General features: G+C 59.3%; 14 protein-coding genes. 8 read left to right on the top strand and 6 right to left on the bottom strand.

The window, feature by feature from the left end:
- Positions 1-96 precede the first annotated feature (96 nt).
- The 3 genes from FHT73_RS06380 to FHT73_RS06390 form a co-directional block, all read right to left on the bottom strand.
- Positions 97-1,410, bottom strand: a complete 1,314-nt coding sequence (locus FHT73_RS06380) for a L,D-transpeptidase family protein (protein WP_112337867.1) — start codon at positions 1,408-1,410, stop codon at positions 97-99.
- A gap of 513 nt (positions 1,411-1,923) precedes the next feature.
- Positions 1,924-2,439: a MarR family winged helix-turn-helix transcriptional regulator gene (locus tag FHT73_RS06385; RefSeq protein ID WP_041677845.1), complete on the bottom strand. Its 516-nt coding sequence runs from the start codon at positions 2,437-2,439 to the stop codon at positions 1,924-1,926.
- 133 nt (positions 2,440-2,572) lie between these two features.
- Complete coding sequence (locus FHT73_RS06390) at positions 2,573-3,013, bottom strand: DUF6163 family protein (RefSeq protein ID WP_112337868.1); 441 nt, start codon at positions 3,011-3,013, stop codon at positions 2,573-2,575.
- 143 nt (positions 3,014-3,156) lie between these two features.
- On the opposite strand from FHT73_RS06390, the gene hemB reads away from it, so the two are divergent.
- The 6 genes from hemB (at position 3,157) to FHT73_RS06420 (ending at position 7,224) form a co-directional block, all read left to right on the top strand.
- Positions 3,157-4,170 (top strand): porphobilinogen synthase, encoded by a 1,014-nt coding sequence (hemB, locus tag FHT73_RS06395; protein ID WP_112410636.1) that lies wholly within the window; start codon positions 3,157-3,159, stop codon positions 4,168-4,170.
- A 76-nt stretch (positions 4,171-4,246) separates the two neighbouring features.
- Positions 4,247-4,705: an RDD family protein gene (locus FHT73_RS06400; protein WP_075852219.1), complete on the top strand. Its 459-nt coding sequence runs from the start codon at positions 4,247-4,249 to the stop codon at positions 4,703-4,705.
- Positions 4,706-4,886: 181 nt separating this feature from the next.
- The gene (locus FHT73_RS06405; RefSeq protein ID WP_112337870.1) at positions 4,887-5,666 is read left to right on the top strand and encodes an arginyltransferase; all 780 of its coding nucleotides are present in this window, start codon (positions 4,887-4,889) and stop codon (positions 5,664-5,666) included.
- A complete protein-coding gene (locus tag FHT73_RS06410) occupies positions 5,667-6,563 on the top strand; it encodes a DMT family transporter (RefSeq protein ID WP_183710419.1) in 897 nt (298 codons plus the stop codon).
- 50 nt (positions 6,564-6,613) lie between these two features.
- Entirely contained in the window at positions 6,614-6,835 is a 222-nt protein-coding gene (locus FHT73_RS06415) for an AbrB/MazE/SpoVT family DNA-binding domain-containing protein (protein WP_112607243.1), read from the top strand.
- Positions 6,835-7,224 carry a type II toxin-antitoxin system death-on-curing family toxin gene (locus tag FHT73_RS06420; RefSeq protein WP_112607245.1) on the top strand — a complete coding sequence of 130 codons (390 nt, stop codon included), beginning with the start codon at positions 6,835-6,837 and terminating at the stop codon, positions 7,222-7,224. The genes FHT73_RS06415 and FHT73_RS06420 overlap by 1 nt, the downstream gene beginning before the upstream one ends.
- Before the next feature lie 147 nt (positions 7,225-7,371).
- Here FHT73_RS06420 and parC read toward each other — a convergent pair whose 3' ends face one another.
- Positions 7,372-9,630: a DNA topoisomerase IV subunit A gene (gene parC / locus FHT73_RS06425; RefSeq protein ID WP_183710421.1), complete on the bottom strand. Its 2,259-nt coding sequence runs from the start codon at positions 9,628-9,630 to the stop codon at positions 7,372-7,374.
- A 231-nt stretch (positions 9,631-9,861) separates the two neighbouring features.
- Between parC and FHT73_RS06430 the strand changes: the two genes are divergently transcribed.
- Entirely contained in the window at positions 9,862-11,049 is a 1,188-nt protein-coding gene (locus tag FHT73_RS06430) for a hypothetical protein (protein ID WP_112414655.1), read from the top strand.
- A gap of 70 nt (positions 11,050-11,119) precedes the next feature.
- Here FHT73_RS06430 and FHT73_RS06435 read toward each other — a convergent pair whose 3' ends face one another.
- On the bottom strand, positions 11,120-11,776 hold the full coding sequence (locus FHT73_RS06435) for a TetR/AcrR family transcriptional regulator (protein WP_183710423.1): 657 nt from the start codon (positions 11,774-11,776) through the stop codon (positions 11,120-11,122).
- Positions 11,777-11,842: 66 nt separating this feature from the next.
- Here FHT73_RS06435 and FHT73_RS06440 point away from each other — a divergent pair, with 66 nt between their 5' ends.
- The gene (locus FHT73_RS06440) at positions 11,843-13,012 is read left to right on the top strand and encodes a serine hydrolase domain-containing protein (protein WP_183710425.1); all 1,170 of its coding nucleotides are present in this window, start codon (positions 11,843-11,845) and stop codon (positions 13,010-13,012) included.
- A 75-nt stretch (positions 13,013-13,087) separates the two neighbouring features.
- On the opposite strand, the gene aspS is transcribed toward FHT73_RS06440, so the two are convergent.
- On the bottom strand, positions 13,088-14,878 hold the full coding sequence (gene aspS, locus FHT73_RS06445) for an aspartate--tRNA ligase (RefSeq protein ID WP_183710427.1): 1,791 nt from the start codon (positions 14,876-14,878) through the stop codon (positions 13,088-13,090).
- Positions 14,879-15,096: the final 218 nt, after the last annotated feature.

Consider the following 15,096-nt stretch of genomic DNA (forward strand, 5'->3'; position numbering starts at 1 on the left):
GGCGCAGTAAGCATTCTACGCAGAGCGACCCCGGCAAACGAAAAAGCCGCATCCTGAGATGCGGCTTCCATGCAGATGGGATCCGAACAATGCCGGTTATTGAACCGGCTGCTCCATGCCCTGGGTTGTATTGAGCGCCAACTGGGAATTGCCGTCGAGATTATAGATGTCGTCGCGGAACTGGACGATGCCGTCGCGGGCGCTCCAGGCCGAAATATAGACGAAATAGACAGGCACTTCCGACGCTAGGGTGATCGGCGTATTGACGCGGGTGGAGATGACCTGCTCGATATGCTGACGCGGCCAGCCGGGCGTTTCGGCCAGCAGCCAGGTCGCGAGGTCGCGCACGTTCTGAACGCGCACGCAGCCTGAGCTATCGAAACGCATCAACTTGTTGAACAGGCCCTGTTCCGGCGTGTCGTGCATGTATTCGTTGTTGGGGTTGTGGAAATTGATCTTCGTGGACGCCATAGCGTTGGTCTTGCCCGGGTCCTGACGGAACATCAGGTCTGGCGCCTTGTCCGAATTCCAGTCGATCGTTTCGGGTGCCACTTCCTGGCCCTTGCCGTCAATAAGGCGAATGTTGTTCTTCGTCAGGTAGGTCGGATCCTTGCGCATCAAGGGCACGATGTCCTTGACGACGATGGAGCGCGGTGCCGTCCAGTACGGGTTGAGGATGACCTCGTAGATCTTTGAATTGATGATATGCGTCGGCCGTGATTCCCGGCCGACGATCGCCTGGTGGCGCAGCGCCACCTGACCGTCCTCGACGGCTTCGACGCGTGTCGCCGGGATATTGACCATGACATGACGGCGGCCGAGGTCGGACGGGAACGTCTGGAGGCGGACGAGATTGGTGTTGAGCTGCTGCAGACGGACATTGGCGGGGATGTTCATCGCCTTCAGCGTGAAATCGCCGAGGACGCCATCTGCCGGCAGTCCGTGACGGGCCTGGAAACGCTTGACCGCACCGTCGACATAGGAGTCGAAGGCAGAAGATATACCAGCCTCACGCGGCAGGTCGCCGGTAATCATCAAATGCTGACGCAGCGACTGTACGGCCGGATCGGTCGCACCGAGCTGCAGCGCCTGCTGGCTTGTCGGATTGATCTGCGGCCATCCGCCGTTGGCGGCAATGTTCTGATATTGCGCGATCGCCTGCTGAATATTCGGTACGGAATCCGGCCCGAGGATTGGCGCGTTCGACTGGACAGCAGCGGCGGTGCGCGCCGCAGCCTTGGCGTCGAACTGGTCGTCCCAATTGCCACGGGAGCGATCGTTGATCAACGCCTCAAGCGGAGTTGCGTTTTGCGCAAGGGCCGGAGCAGCCAGTGCGGCAGCGCCAAGAGTTGCGGCCGACCGCAGGAAAGAGCGGCGCGAAAAGGGTTCAATTCCGTTTTTCTTCGACATATCCCAACCGTTCAACACTGCGATCCAAATCATGCGCAGCCAAGAGAGGAAGCAGTAAATAGCGCTAGCTCGCGCCAAGTAACGCCGCTCAGTATCAATCCGCAGCCTTAACGCACCACCAAAAACTTCGCCACGAACTATCACAATATTGCGAAGCGAAGACTTTCAGGCCTTAAGATCGAAATTCGAGAACGCCGCTTGCCGTCAGTTTCCGCTGTCATAGCAATATGGCCAATTCGTGTCGTCCGGCACGGAACTTGCACTGCCGAGCGACCTTGAGGAAAAGCCAAACCGCATTTGCTAAAATACCACAACTGCGCGTGGTTCATAGCGCGTCTTGAACCGGCGTCAATGGCTTAGCTACTCTGGACGTTACATGTGACGGAAGGTGACGCACGGACGTGGCAAAAAACGCACAACAGCCGCGCCGGTAACGCATTAAAGCTGGACACGCAGGGAACGTGTCCAGCTTGCTTTTACCGGAAGGTCTTATGATGGATCCGCCACCGCTACTTACATGCGGTAAGCGATGCTGTCGTTCCAGAAGCGGTCGAGGCGCTGCAGGAGCTTGTTCATCTGGGTGAACTCGTCGGTGCCGATGCCGCCGACCTTGTCGATCGAGCCGATGTGGCGCTCATAGAGCTTGGCAACGGTTTCGGCGATATCCTGGCCGGTTTCCGTCAGGCTGATGCGGACCGAGCGGCGGTCGATGCGCGAGCGCTGATGGTTGATGAAGCCGAGGTCGACCAGCTTCTTGACGTTGTAGGAAACGTTGGAGCCGAGGTAGAAACCGCGCGAGCGCAGTTCGCCGGCCGTCAGCTCGGAATTGCCGATATTGAAAAGGAGCAGCGCCTGGACGGCGTTGACGTCGTCGCGACCCTGACGGTCGAACTCGTCTTTGATAACATCAAGCAGGCGGCGGTGCAGACGCTCGACCAGGTGAAGGGATTCCATGTAGAGAGCCCGGATGTCATCAACCTGCTGATCCCGAGCGTTTGCAACTGCCTGCGGCTTGATTTTCGTGTTCATCATGACTTGGCCTCACTCTGTTTTGTTTGGCGGTGTCGTTTTCTTCCCGCCTTGAGTGAGACCCTATCGAATACACATAAAATTCTACTTAAACTGCAGGCTTAACAGCACCTTACCAGGAAGTGTTGCTGTCTCAGGGTAAATCAACCATTACCTGCTGCTGACGGCGCCTGCGCTTTTCCTGCCACAGCAGGATGCGGAAAAGGCAATAGATCACGGCGACGCAGGCATGCAAGATCATGATCAGCGGATTGGATCCAAATATCTCCGGCCATACGCCATACATCAGCGCCTGCCCACCTGCCGCCACCACCCACATGACTGGCCCCCACGAGACAGTAAGCCATAAGCCTAGGGCAGCGACCGGGAAAACCACCGCAAGTCCGGCGCCCGCGACCTTCCAAGGGAGAGCGAGTAGATCGAAGCGCGCATGGCCGTCCAGCGAGTAACCGACCAGCATGGCCCAATATTGCAGGCCGAGCCAAAAGCAGGCGATCGCGATCAGCCGCAGGAACAGCACGAACAGGATGTCCGTCAGCGTATTCTTGGGTACGGTCGAAGAATCAGGTTCCATGCGCGAACAATACGTAGGAGGCACGTGCCTCGCCAGAATATAATGGCTGCGGCCTTTCGCCTTGTTTTGAATCCTGGGGACGGCGTGATAGGTACGCGCCCCATATAGAATGCCATAAATAGACGAAGAAGGATGGCGGCATCATGGAGAACAAGACGCATCTCGTTGACGAGATCACCGGCCATCGGCGCATGCGGCGTAACCGCAAGGCCGATTGGACGCGCCGTCTCGTGCAGGAAAACCGGCTGACGGTCGACGATCTCATCTGGCCGATCTTCGTGATCCCGGGCACCGGCATCGTCGAGCCGATCCCTGCCATGCCTGGCGTCAACCGCATGACCGTGGACATGGCGGTGGAAGCGGCGAAGGAAGCGGCCGATCTCGGCATCCCCGCGCTTGCCACCTTCCCCAACATCGAAATGGAGCTGCGCGACGAGACCGGCTCCAACAGCCTCGAGAAGAACAATCTCATCAATCTCGCTACGGCCGCAATCAAGAAGGCCGTGCCGAACATTGGCGTCATCACCGATGTCGCGCTCGACCCTTTCACCAGCCACGGCCATGACGGCATCCTGCGCGGCAATGAAATCGTCAATGATGAAACGGTTGAACAGGTGGCGCGTGCCGCGGTCTACCAGGCGGATGCCGGCGCAGACATCATCGCGCCTTCGGAAATGATGGACGGTCGCATCGGCGCGATCCGCCAGGCGCTCGATGCGGCCGGCCACCAGAGCGTGGGCATCATGAGCTACGCGACGAAATTCAGCTCGGCCTTCTACGGCCCCTACCGCGAGGCGATTTCGACCGGCGGCCTGCTGAAGGGCGACAAGAAGACCTATTACATCGATCCGGCGAACGGCACCGAAGCCGTGCGCGACGCCACGCTCGACGTCGAAGAAGGCGCCGATATGCTGATGGTCAAGCCTGGCTTGCCCTATCTCGACATCTGCTGGCGGCTGAAGGAAGCCTTCGGTCTTCCGACCTTCGCCTATCAGGTCTCCGGAGAATACGCGATGATCAAGGCTGCCGCCGCCAATGGCTGGATCGACGGCGAGAAGGTAATGCTCGAAACCCTGCTCGCCTTCAAGCGCGCCGGCTGCGACGGCATCCTCACCTATTTCGCTGTCGACGTGGCGAGACATCTGGCGAAGAAATAGCTTCGGGCTGCCGGCTTATTGTATTTGCCGCACCTGATACCATATCTTCGGCGAATGTTTCCCAAGGAGGAAAGCAATGAGCCTAAACCCCAGCCCGCTCTATGCAGCACCGGACGACTGGCGCGCCTATAGTGGCGTGCTGAGCCGGCGCATCTTTGCGTTCATCGTCGATTACATCATCGTCGCGCTGCTGTGCATTCCCGCGGCCGTACTGCTGTTTTTCGTTTCGATCCTGACGCTGGGGCTCGGCTTCTTCCTTTATCCGGTGCTGTTCGTTCTCGTTGCGGGCCTCTATTTCGGCTGGACGCTCGGCGGTCCCTACCAGGCTTCGCTCGGCATGCGCGCCATGGGCCTCACCATGGTTCGTGTCGATGGCCGGCGCATGGATTTCCTGACGGCGATCGTCCATCTGGCACTGTTCTGGATTCTGAACTCCGTCCTGACGCCGCTGATCCTGCTGGTGGGCCTTTTCACCGACCGCAGCCGGCTGGTGCATGACCTGCTGCTTGGCACGGTCATCGCACGGACGGCCTAAAACAACGCATAAGCATAGGACACCCTATGATTTCCCGCGCGCCAGATGGCCCGCGGGAGATATTTCTGTGCATGGTCCATTAGGAAACTTCGATCTTTAGCGAAGGACGTAGTTGACGTTTTCTAAACTTGGGCCATGCTGGTAGAAAACGGGTGCCGAAAGAAAGGTCAATCAACGGCAGATGAACACGCAGTCGACGCCATCTCCGCAGTTTTATCTGACGGCACCGGCTTCCTGCCCGTACTTGCCGCACGAGATGGAACGCAAGGTCTTCACGCACCTTGTGGGGCCTCGTGCCGCCGAGATGAACGATATCCTGACGCAGGGCGGCTTCAGGCGTTCTCAGAACATCGCCTATCGTCCCGCCTGCGAATCGTGCCGGGCCTGCATATCGGTCCGCATCCTGGCGCAAGAGTTCGAGCCCACCCGATCGATGAAACGGGTGCTGACGGCCAACAGCGATATCATCGCCACCGAATTTCCGGCGCAGCCCTCCAGCGAGCAATATTCGCTCTTCCGCCGCTATCTCGACTATCGTCATCAGCAAGGCGGCATGTCCGACATGACCGTGCTCGACTATGCGATCATGGTCGAGGACACGCATGTGAACACGCGCATCATCGAATATCGCCGTCGCGAGGAAGGTTCAGGGCTGGAGCAGCGTCCGAAGGGCGAACTGCTGGCTGCGGCTCTGACCGATGTGATGAGCGACGGGCTGTCCATGGTCTATTCCTATTTCAATCCCGATCTCGACGAGCGATCACTCGGCACCTTCATGATCCTCGATCATATCAAGCGGACGAAAGCGCTGGGGTTGCCGCACGTCTATCTCGGCTATTGGGTCAAGGGCTCGCGCAAGATGGACTACAAGACCCGCTTTCAGCCGCAGGAACATCTGACGCCGCGCGGCTGGGAACGTTTCGACCCCGCAGCCGACGGCGACAAAGATACCTTCCGCTGAATGTTTTCCCATCTCTCGGATCATAAGAAGGGCCTGCTGCTGACGACGCTCGGCGGTCTGGCGCTGTCGATGGATATCCCGCTGATACGGCTTTCCAGCGGTGAAGTCTGGTCGGTGCTGTCGGCTCGCAGCCTTGCGACCATCGTCGTGGCGCTGGCCGCCCTTTTCGTCATTCACCGGGTCACTGGCTCGCTGAAGACTGTGCTGCCGGGTTGGCTCGGAATTCCCGTTGGCTTCTTCTATGGGCTGACCACCATCACCTTTCTTCTCGCCGTCTATTATACCAAGGCGGCAAATGTGGTCTTCATCATCGCGCTCAACCCGATGTTCACCGCGCTGCTGTCCTGGATTTTCCTGAAAGAGCGCCCTGCCCTTTCCACCTTCATTACCATGGCTGTCATGATCCTCGGTGTTGGTCTGATTGTCGGTGACGGCATGGAGGCTGGACATCTGCTTGGCGACGCGCTTTCCGTGCTCGCATCGCTTTCCATCGCCTGCGCCATCACGATCAGTCGCGCCTCGGGCCGGGATATGGGTTTTGCTTCCTTGCTGGCGGCCGTCATTCCGGCGGCAGTCGGGCTCTATCATATGGTGCCCTCGGGCTTTTCCATCGACCATCCCGGCTGGATCCTTTTCGACGGCGCCGTGCTGATGCCGCTTTCCTTCTGGTGCCTTGCGACGGGCACGCGTTTTCTTTCGGCACCGGAAGTGGCGATGTTCTACCTCCTGGAAACGATCTTGGCGCCGATCTGGGTCTGGTTGATCTTCTCCGAGGCGCCGGCCAACATGACGCTAGCCGGCGGGGCGATACTGATCCTGGCACTGGCCGCGCACTCGCTATGGCAAGCTCGGGTCAAGGCGAGAGCGGCAATCATCGCGCAAACTCTCGCGCCCTGAAGCAACGCCCATCCAATGTTATAACCAGGTTATTACATTGGAGCTGCAATATGAACGTCACCATCCGCAAGATCGGCAATTCCGAAGGCGTTATCATTCCGAAAGAAGTCCTGGATCAGCTTGGTCTCGGAGCCGGTGACAGCTTGGAACTCAGTTTGAAAGATGGCGGATTGCTGATGCAGCCGGCTGACGCGGATTTTGCGCGCCACATGGAGCATGCGCAGCGCTTCATGGATCAATACAAAATTGCACTGAAGAAGCTGGCAGAATAATGCCCTTTATCTTCCTGACTAGGCCGCTCATTGAGCAATTGCATAAGATGCAAATCAAAAGGTTCGGCGGCTCCTATGGTCTACGAGACGAGGGCTCCCTTGAATCCGCCTTGGCACGCTCGATTAACAAAGCCCAATACGGCAGTGATGATATCATCGAACTAGTGGCCGCTTATCTATTCGAGCTCGCGAAAAACCACGCCTTCATAGATGGCAACAAGCGCATCGCCATCGTGGCGACAGCAGTTTTTCTTATGGAAAACGGCCACCGTATTCAAACGACAGACGCCAATCTTTACAGCTTCGTCGTAGCAGTGGCCGCCGGAGAAATCGATGAAGAGGGAGCGACACGTTTCCTGCGAGACGTCTGCGTTCCCTACACAGATTGAAGCCCTCAGGCGCCGATCCGCCCTCGTCAAGGTTCCGCCCAGACGCAGTCGAGACGACGCACCACTCGGCCCTTCGCTAGGGCTCAGGGCGTTCATCGCTACAATCGACCCGCCGGGCCGATTGCTCGGGCTTTGCCCGACTGCTCCTCACCCCGAAAACCGGCCACTTCTGGGGAAGCCCTTCGGCACGGCACGGCCGGCGCCGGCGCGATCGCCCAGCCATTCCACCAACTCGTCCTTGGTCTTGGTGAAGGTGCGGCCGGCACTGTCTTCCCATGTCAGGCCATCGACAATCGCGAAGCACCTGACATCGGCGATGCCGCCATCCTTGTATTTCTGAAGGCGCACGCCCTTGCCGCGTGACATTTCCGGCACCTGCGCGAGCGGGAAGATGAGCATCTTGCGGTTCTCGCCGACCACGGCAACGTGATCGCCTGATATCGGGACGAGAAGCTTGGTCTCGTCGGGATAGGAGACGTTCATGATCTGCTTGCCCTTGCGGGTATTGGCGACCAGTTCCGCCTCGGCAACGATGAAGCCGTTGCCCGCCGTCGAAGCGATCATCTGCTTGCGCTGCGGATCGTGGACGAAGGCCGTCAGCACGTCCTGATCGTTTTCCATGTCGACCATGATGCGCAGCGGTTCGCCATGACCGCGGCCGCCGGGCAGCTTGTCGCCGCCGAGCGTATAGGCCTTGCCGCCCGTCGTGATGATGAGGATCTTGTCCGTGGTCTGCGCCGGGAAGGCAACCTTGAGACCGTCGCCCTCCTTGAAGGTCAGCGAGGACGTATCGGATATGTGGCCCTTGAGGGCGCGGATCCATCCCTTTTCCGAGACGACGACGGTGATCGGCTCCTTCTCGATCATCGCCTGCTGGATGGCGGCATCGTCGGCTTCGGGCGCTTCGGCAAACTGCGTGCGGCGGCGGCCGATCTCGGTGGCCTTGGCGAATTTTTTCTTCACCTCGCCGATTTCCCAGGCAACCGTCTGCCACTGCTTCTCGTCCGAAGCGAGCAGTGCCTCGATGTCAGCCTTCTCCTTTGTCAGGCCGTCAAATTCCTTGCGGATTTCGAATTCTTCCAGCTTGCGCAAAGAGCGCAGCCGCATGTTGAGGATAGCTTCGACCTGATTGTCAGTAAGGCCAAATCGCTCCATCATCACAGGCTTCGGCTCATCCTCCTCGCGGATGATGGCAATGACCTCATCGATGTTGAGATAAGCGACCAGCAAGCCACCGAGAATTTCGAGCCGCTTTTCGATGGCCGCCAGGCGGAAGCGGGAGCGGCGCAGCAAGACTTCGCGGCGGTGATCCAGCCACTCCTTCAACACTTCGTTCAGCGCCATAACCTTTGGGATGCGGCCCATGGACAGAACGTTCATGTTGAGCGGGAACCGGCTTTCCAGCTCCGTCAGCTTGAACATCGATTCCATCAGGATCGTCGCGTCGACGGTGCGGCTCTTCGGCACGAGAACGACACGGATATCCTCAGCGGATTCGTCGCGAACATCCTCGAGCAACGGCAGCTTGCGCGCCAACAGTAGTTCGGCGATCTTTTCGATCAGCCGCGACTTCTGCACCTGGAACGGAATTTCGGTGACAACGATCTGATAACCGCCGCGACCGAGATCCTCGATCTCCCATTTGGACCGGACACGGAAGCCGCCACGACCGGTCTTGTAACTTTCTATAATGCTCTGGCGATCATCGATAATGATGCCACCGGTCGGAAAGTCGGGACCTGGAATATACAGCTCCACCAGCTTCTCGACCGTCGCATCGCGATCCTTGATCAGATGCAGTGCGGCGTCGCAAAGCTCGTGAGCATTGTGCGGCGGGATAGAGGTCGCCATGCCGACAGCGATACCCGAAGAGCCGTTGGCGAGCAGATTGGGAAAAGCTCCAGGCAGAACGATCGGTTCAGAATTCGACTCGTCATAGGTGTCGCGGAAATCGACCGCGTCCTGATCGATACCCTCGAGCAGCAGTTCGGAAACCGCTGTCATCTTGGATTCGGTGTAACGCATCGCGGCCGGGCTATCGCCGTCGATGTTGCCGAAATTGCCCTGGCCGTTGACCAGCGTGTAGCGCTGCGAGAAATCCTGAGCCAGGCGCGCCAGCGCATCATAGATCGACTGGTCGCCATGCGGGTGATAGTTACCCATCACCTCGCCGACGATCTTGGCGCATTTGCGGAAAGCTGCATTGGGGCGCAGCCCCATCTCGCTCATCGCATAGACAATGCGGCGATGCACCGGCTTCAACCCATCGCGAACGTCCGGAAGCGCGCGTTGCGTAATCGTCGACAAGGCATAGGCCAGGTAGCGCTCTTCGAGCGCCGCCTTCAGATCGACCGGAAGGATGTTGTCGTCGCCATCACCGGGCGGCGGTGTCAGATTTTTTCCCATGATCCTTGACTATAAGAGATGGCGATTCACAGCAAGAAATCGGTGGAAAGCACCTGTGGATGAAGGCGTTTCAGCACTCTTGCGAGATGACAACCGAGACATTTTTGCCGCGCCTGCCTTCAACGTTCATTGTCATTGGATTTTCAGAGAAAGATCAATATAAGTCAGCGCAGCACACGCTCAATCTGTATGCTCCCGCCCATACCACCGGCTTAAAGAGGAAACGCCATAATGACTTTCTACCGGACTACGCGGCTGATGCTTTGCAGCGCCGCCATGCTGTCTTTCGCCAGCTCCGCTTTCGCGCTCGACGGCAATGATCTGCTGAAGAAGATCAACGACCTCTACGGCCAGCAGGGCGGTTCGATTGCCGCTACCGGCATCGATGTCGACGGCAGCACGGTGACGCTGAAGGGCGCAAGCTTCAAGGCAGCCGGCATGGACGACAGCATTCCGCTCGGCGACATCACCCTTGATGGCGTCGAGGAAAACAATGGTGGCTACACGATCGAGGAAATCGATTTTGCGGATGTCGATTTCACCAAGGACGGCGCCTCTGTTTCCGCCACCGACCTCAAGTTGACCGGTGTCGAGATCCCGGCCGACGCGAGCAAGGGTGACCTAAGCTCGCTGTTCTACTACCAAAGTGCCCATGCCGGCGCCGTTTCCGTGACCAAGGATGATGTCGAGGTATTCTCGATCGAGGGCGCCGACGCCAACACGAAGAAGCGCGATGACAAATCAGGCCTCGATTTCGATGCCAAGATCAATGGCATCAAGGCGGATCTCAGCAAGGTCGACGATGCGAAGACCAAGGAAGCCATCGAAGCGCTGAAGCTGCAGCAGATCGACGGCACTGTCTCCATGAAGGGCAGCTGGGATATGGGACCCGGCACGATCAACATCAGCGAATATTCCTTCGACTTCAGGGACATTGGCAAGCTGAACCTCGCCTTCAGCATTTCCGGCTACACGCCTGCCTTCGCCAAGTCGCTGCAGGATGCGCTGAAGACGGTTCGCTCCAATCCGAACCAGCAGGAAGCACAGCAGTCCGCCGGCCTCGCCATGCTCGGCCTGCTGCAGCAGCTCACCTTCAACAGCGCCCAGATCCGCTTCGACGATGCGTCGATTACGGCACGCGCGCTTGACTTCGCTGGCAAACAGCAGGGTGTCACGGGCAAACAGCTCGCCGACACACTGAAGGCAATGACGCCGATCATGATGGCGCAGCTCAACATTCCGGAACTGCAGAACGCCGTCTCATCGGCAGTCAATGCCTATCTCGACAATCCGAAGAGCCTGACCGTCACCGCCGCCCCCGGCAAGCCGGTGCCGGTGCCGATGATCATCGGCGCTGCCATGGGCGCGCCGACGACGATCCCGCAGGTTATCGGCCTCAAGGTTTCCTCGAACGACTAAGCCGTCGTTCGTTCCCGATACTATCGAGAAACCCGGCGATCTCGGTCGCCGGGTTTTTCTTTGCCTTGGCTCAGGCTTCCTGCCGCATCTGATAGGTTTTCAGTTCGCTGAGCGCATGAGACAAGAGGGCGAGCAATTCGTCCGTGGTCGCGCCATCGCGCGCCTGAACGGACATGCCCTGCACGATCGCACCGAGAAAGCGCGCAAGCGACCGGGGATTCGCCTCCGGCCGAATATCGCCCTCCGCAATACCGCGCTCGATGCGGGCGGTGAATATATCCAGCGTCTGCAGGCGCATCGATGCGACATGATGGGCGATCGGCTCGTTCTCCTCCGCACAATTCAGCACCGCCGTGGATATCATGCAGCCCTTTGGATGCTCCGGCGCCGTGAAGATTTTGGCGGAGTTCGTCAGAAAGCGCTCAAAGGCTGTCACCGTATCGATCTTGTCTTGAAAGGGATTGCCGGGTTCCGGCCGGGGCATGCGCCGATATTGATCGAGCGTCTCGCGATAGAGCTCGGCCTTAGAACCAAAGGCGGCATAGAGGCTTTGCGGCGTGATGCCCATCGCCGCCGTCAGATCGGCAATGGAGGAACCGTCATAGCCATGCTGCCAGAAAGTATCCCGGGCGGCGGCAAGAATCGTTTCGCGATCGAAGGCAGGCGGGCGCCCGCGCTTGCGCGGCGAAGAATTTTTCTTTTCTTCAATATTTTTCACAATGGTCACTCTAGAATTATTTCCCGATCTGGTTTATTCGGGAATGGTCATTGTGATTATAGAAGGTTTTGCTCCATGAGTCTTCCCCTGGAAAATTCCGCGCATACAAGCGACGGCAGCCTTGCTGAAGGCGTCGATGCTGCGATCGATTCCGCCCTCGCGGACAAAAGGCTGGTCGGAACCGTCGTTCTGATCGCTCAGGATGGAGAATTGGCCTACGCTCGCTCCGCCGGTCTGGCGGATCGCGAAAACAAGGTAGCAATGCGGGAAGATGCCATCTTCCGTCTCGCCTCCGTCACCAAGCCGATCGTCACCATTGCCGCCATGCGGCTCGTCGAACAAGGCCGCATCGGTCTCGACGATCCGATCACCAAGTGGCTGCCGGATTTCCGGCCGCGCCTGCCCGATGGCGGCGAAGCCGTTATCCGCATCCGGCATCTGCTCACCCATACCTCCGGGTTGGGCTACACATTCGCCGAGGCGCAGGACGGTCCTTATCAACGCGCAGGCGTATCCGACGGTCTGGACACGCCGGGCCGATCATTGGCAGACAATCTCCAGCGCCTTGCCAGCGCGCCCCTTCTCTTCGCGCCCGGTGAAAGCTGGCAGTATTCCCTGGCGATGGATGTCCTCGGCGGCATCATCGAGAAGGAAACAGGCGGACCGCTCGGCGATGCGGTTGCGGACCTAATTATGAAGCCGCTCGGCCTTTCCGACACCGGTTTCTACGTGCGCGACCGCAGCCGCCTGGCGGCCGCCTATATGAACGGTGCTCCCGAGCCGCGGAGGATGGGAGACGAGGCGCTCGTTCCGATATTCGACGGCACGATCCGCTTTGCACCCGACAGGATATTCGATCCTGCTTCCTACCACTCCGGCGGCGCCGGCATGGCCGGAACGGCAAGCGACATCCTTGCCATTCTGGACACGATCAGGAAGGGCGGTGCACCGCTGCTATCGGCCGATACGGTGAAAACCATGATGGCCGATCAGGCGGGCGGGCATATGCAGGCGCAGCAGGCCGGTTTCGGGTTCGGCTACGGCTGGTCCATTGTCCTCGATCCCGCGGTCGCGCAGGTTCCCTTCTCGGCTGGCACGATCAAATGGGGAGGCGTCTACGGGCATAGCTGGTTCGTCGACGCCGAAAAGGGCCTGACGGTGGTCGCCCTGACCAATACGACCCTTGAGGGCATGTGGGGTCAGTTCACCACGGATCTGGCAAAAGCGGTCTATGCCGCAATCTAGCTGAGATCAGCGTCTCAAACAAAAACCCGGCGATCTCGGTCGCCGGGTTTTGCGTTTTGACAAACCTTGGAGGACTTAGTCCTTCTTGACCGGCGGCACAGGGCGGATCGCCAATTCGCGCAGCTGCGTCGGCGTGGCAGCCGAAGGAGCGCCCATCAGCAGATCCTGTGCCTGCTGGTTCATCGGGAACAGCGAGATCTCGCGCAGGTTCTTGGCGCCGACCAGCAGCATGACGATACGGTCGATACCGAAGGCAGCGCCGCCGTGCGGAGGCGCACCATACTGGAAGGCGCGATAGAGACCGCCGAAGCGTTCTTCGACATCAGCCTGGCTGAGGCCCACCTTTTCGAAGGCGGCGACCATGGTCTCCGGCGACTGGTTACGGATCGAGCCCGAGGCGATTTCGAAGCCGTTGCAGACGGCGTCGTACTGGAACGCCTTGATCGTCAGCGGGTCCTGGGTCTGCAACGCCTCGAGGCCGCCCTGCGGCATCGAGAACGGGTTGTGGGCGAAATCGACCTTCTTTTCTTCCTCGCTCCATTCGAAGAACGGGAAGTCGACGATCCAGCAAAGCTCGAAACGGTCGCGGTCGACCAGGTTCAGCTCTTCGCCAGCCTTCGTGCGAGCCTCGCCGGCAAACTTGTAGAACTTGGCGGGATCGCCGGCGACGAAGAAGCAGGCATCGCCGTCATCGAGACCGAGCTGGGTGCGGATCGCATCCGTGCGCTCTTCGCCGATGTTCTTGGCAAGCGGACCTGCGCCTTCGAGCTTCTCGCCTTCCTTGCGCCAGAAGATGTAGCCGAGGCCCGGCTGGCCCTGGCTCTGCGCCCAGGCATTCATGCGGTCACAGAATGCGCGCGAACCGCCGGTCTTGGCCGGGATGGCCCAGACTTCGACCTTCGGGTTGGAGGCGATCATGTTGGCGAAGACCTTGAAGCCGGAGCCGGCGAAATGCTCGGTGACGGCTTCCATGACGATCGGGTTGCGCAGGTCCGGCTTGTCCGAGCCATACTTACGGATGGCGACGTCATAGGGGATGCGTGGCCATTCCTTGGTGACCGGCTTGCCTTCGGCAAACTCCTCGAACACCTGGCTTATCAGCGGCCCCATCGTGTTCCAGACGTCTTCCTGGGTGACGAAGCTCATCTCGAGGTCGAGCTGGTAGAATTCGCCCGGCAGACGATCGGCGCGCGGGTCTTCATCGCGGAAGCACGGGGCGATCTGGAAATAGCGGTCGAAGCCGGCAACCATCAGCAGCTGCTTGTACTGCTGCGGCGCCTGCGGCAGCGCGTAGAATGTGCCGGGATGGATACGGCTGGGCACGAGGAAGTCGCGCGCGCCCTCCGGCGACGATGCCGTCAGGATCGGGGTCGTGTATTCGGTGAAACCGACTTCGCCCATGTGGCGACGCATGGAGGAGATGATCTGCGTGCGCTTGACGATGTTCTTGTGCAGCGTTTCGCGGCGAAGGTCGAGGAAGCGATACTTCAGGCGAACGTCTTCCGGATAGTCCGGCTCGCCGAAGACGGGCAGCGGCAGCTCCTTGGCGGCGGAGAGCACTTCGATCTCCTGCGCGTAAAGCTCGATCTCGCCGGTCGGCATGTTCTTGTTGACGGTATCTTCCGTGCGGGCCTTGACGAGGCCGTCGATGCGGATGACCCACTCGCCGCGAACGGTTTCGGCGAGCTTGAAGGCCGGAGAATCGGGGTCGGCAACGACCTGGGTGATGCCGTAGTGATCGCGCAGGTCGATGAACAGCACGCCGCCATGATCTCGGACGCGATGAACCCAGCCGGCAATACGGACGGTCGAACCGACGTCGGACTTGCGCAGGGCGGCGCATGTGTGGCTGCGATAGCGATGCATAGTATATATCCTGGACTTGGCGGGCCGCGGCGAAAGGACATGCAAGCCCCTCGCCTGCCGACGAGAAAATCGGGCGGAAAAGCGCATGGCGCGCCCGATTTGTCAAGGCTCGAACACCGGAAGTCAGCTTAAAGCTGTTTCAGTCGCTATCCAATACACTACGCGCAAGTAGCCGCTGCGGCGGTTTGGCTACTTCGATGCTATTGCTGAACGCTCCA

The sequence above is a fragment of the Rhizobium sp. BK098 genome (assembly GCF_014193155.1).
Taxonomy (GTDB): Bacteria; Pseudomonadota; Alphaproteobacteria; order Rhizobiales; family Rhizobiaceae; genus Rhizobium.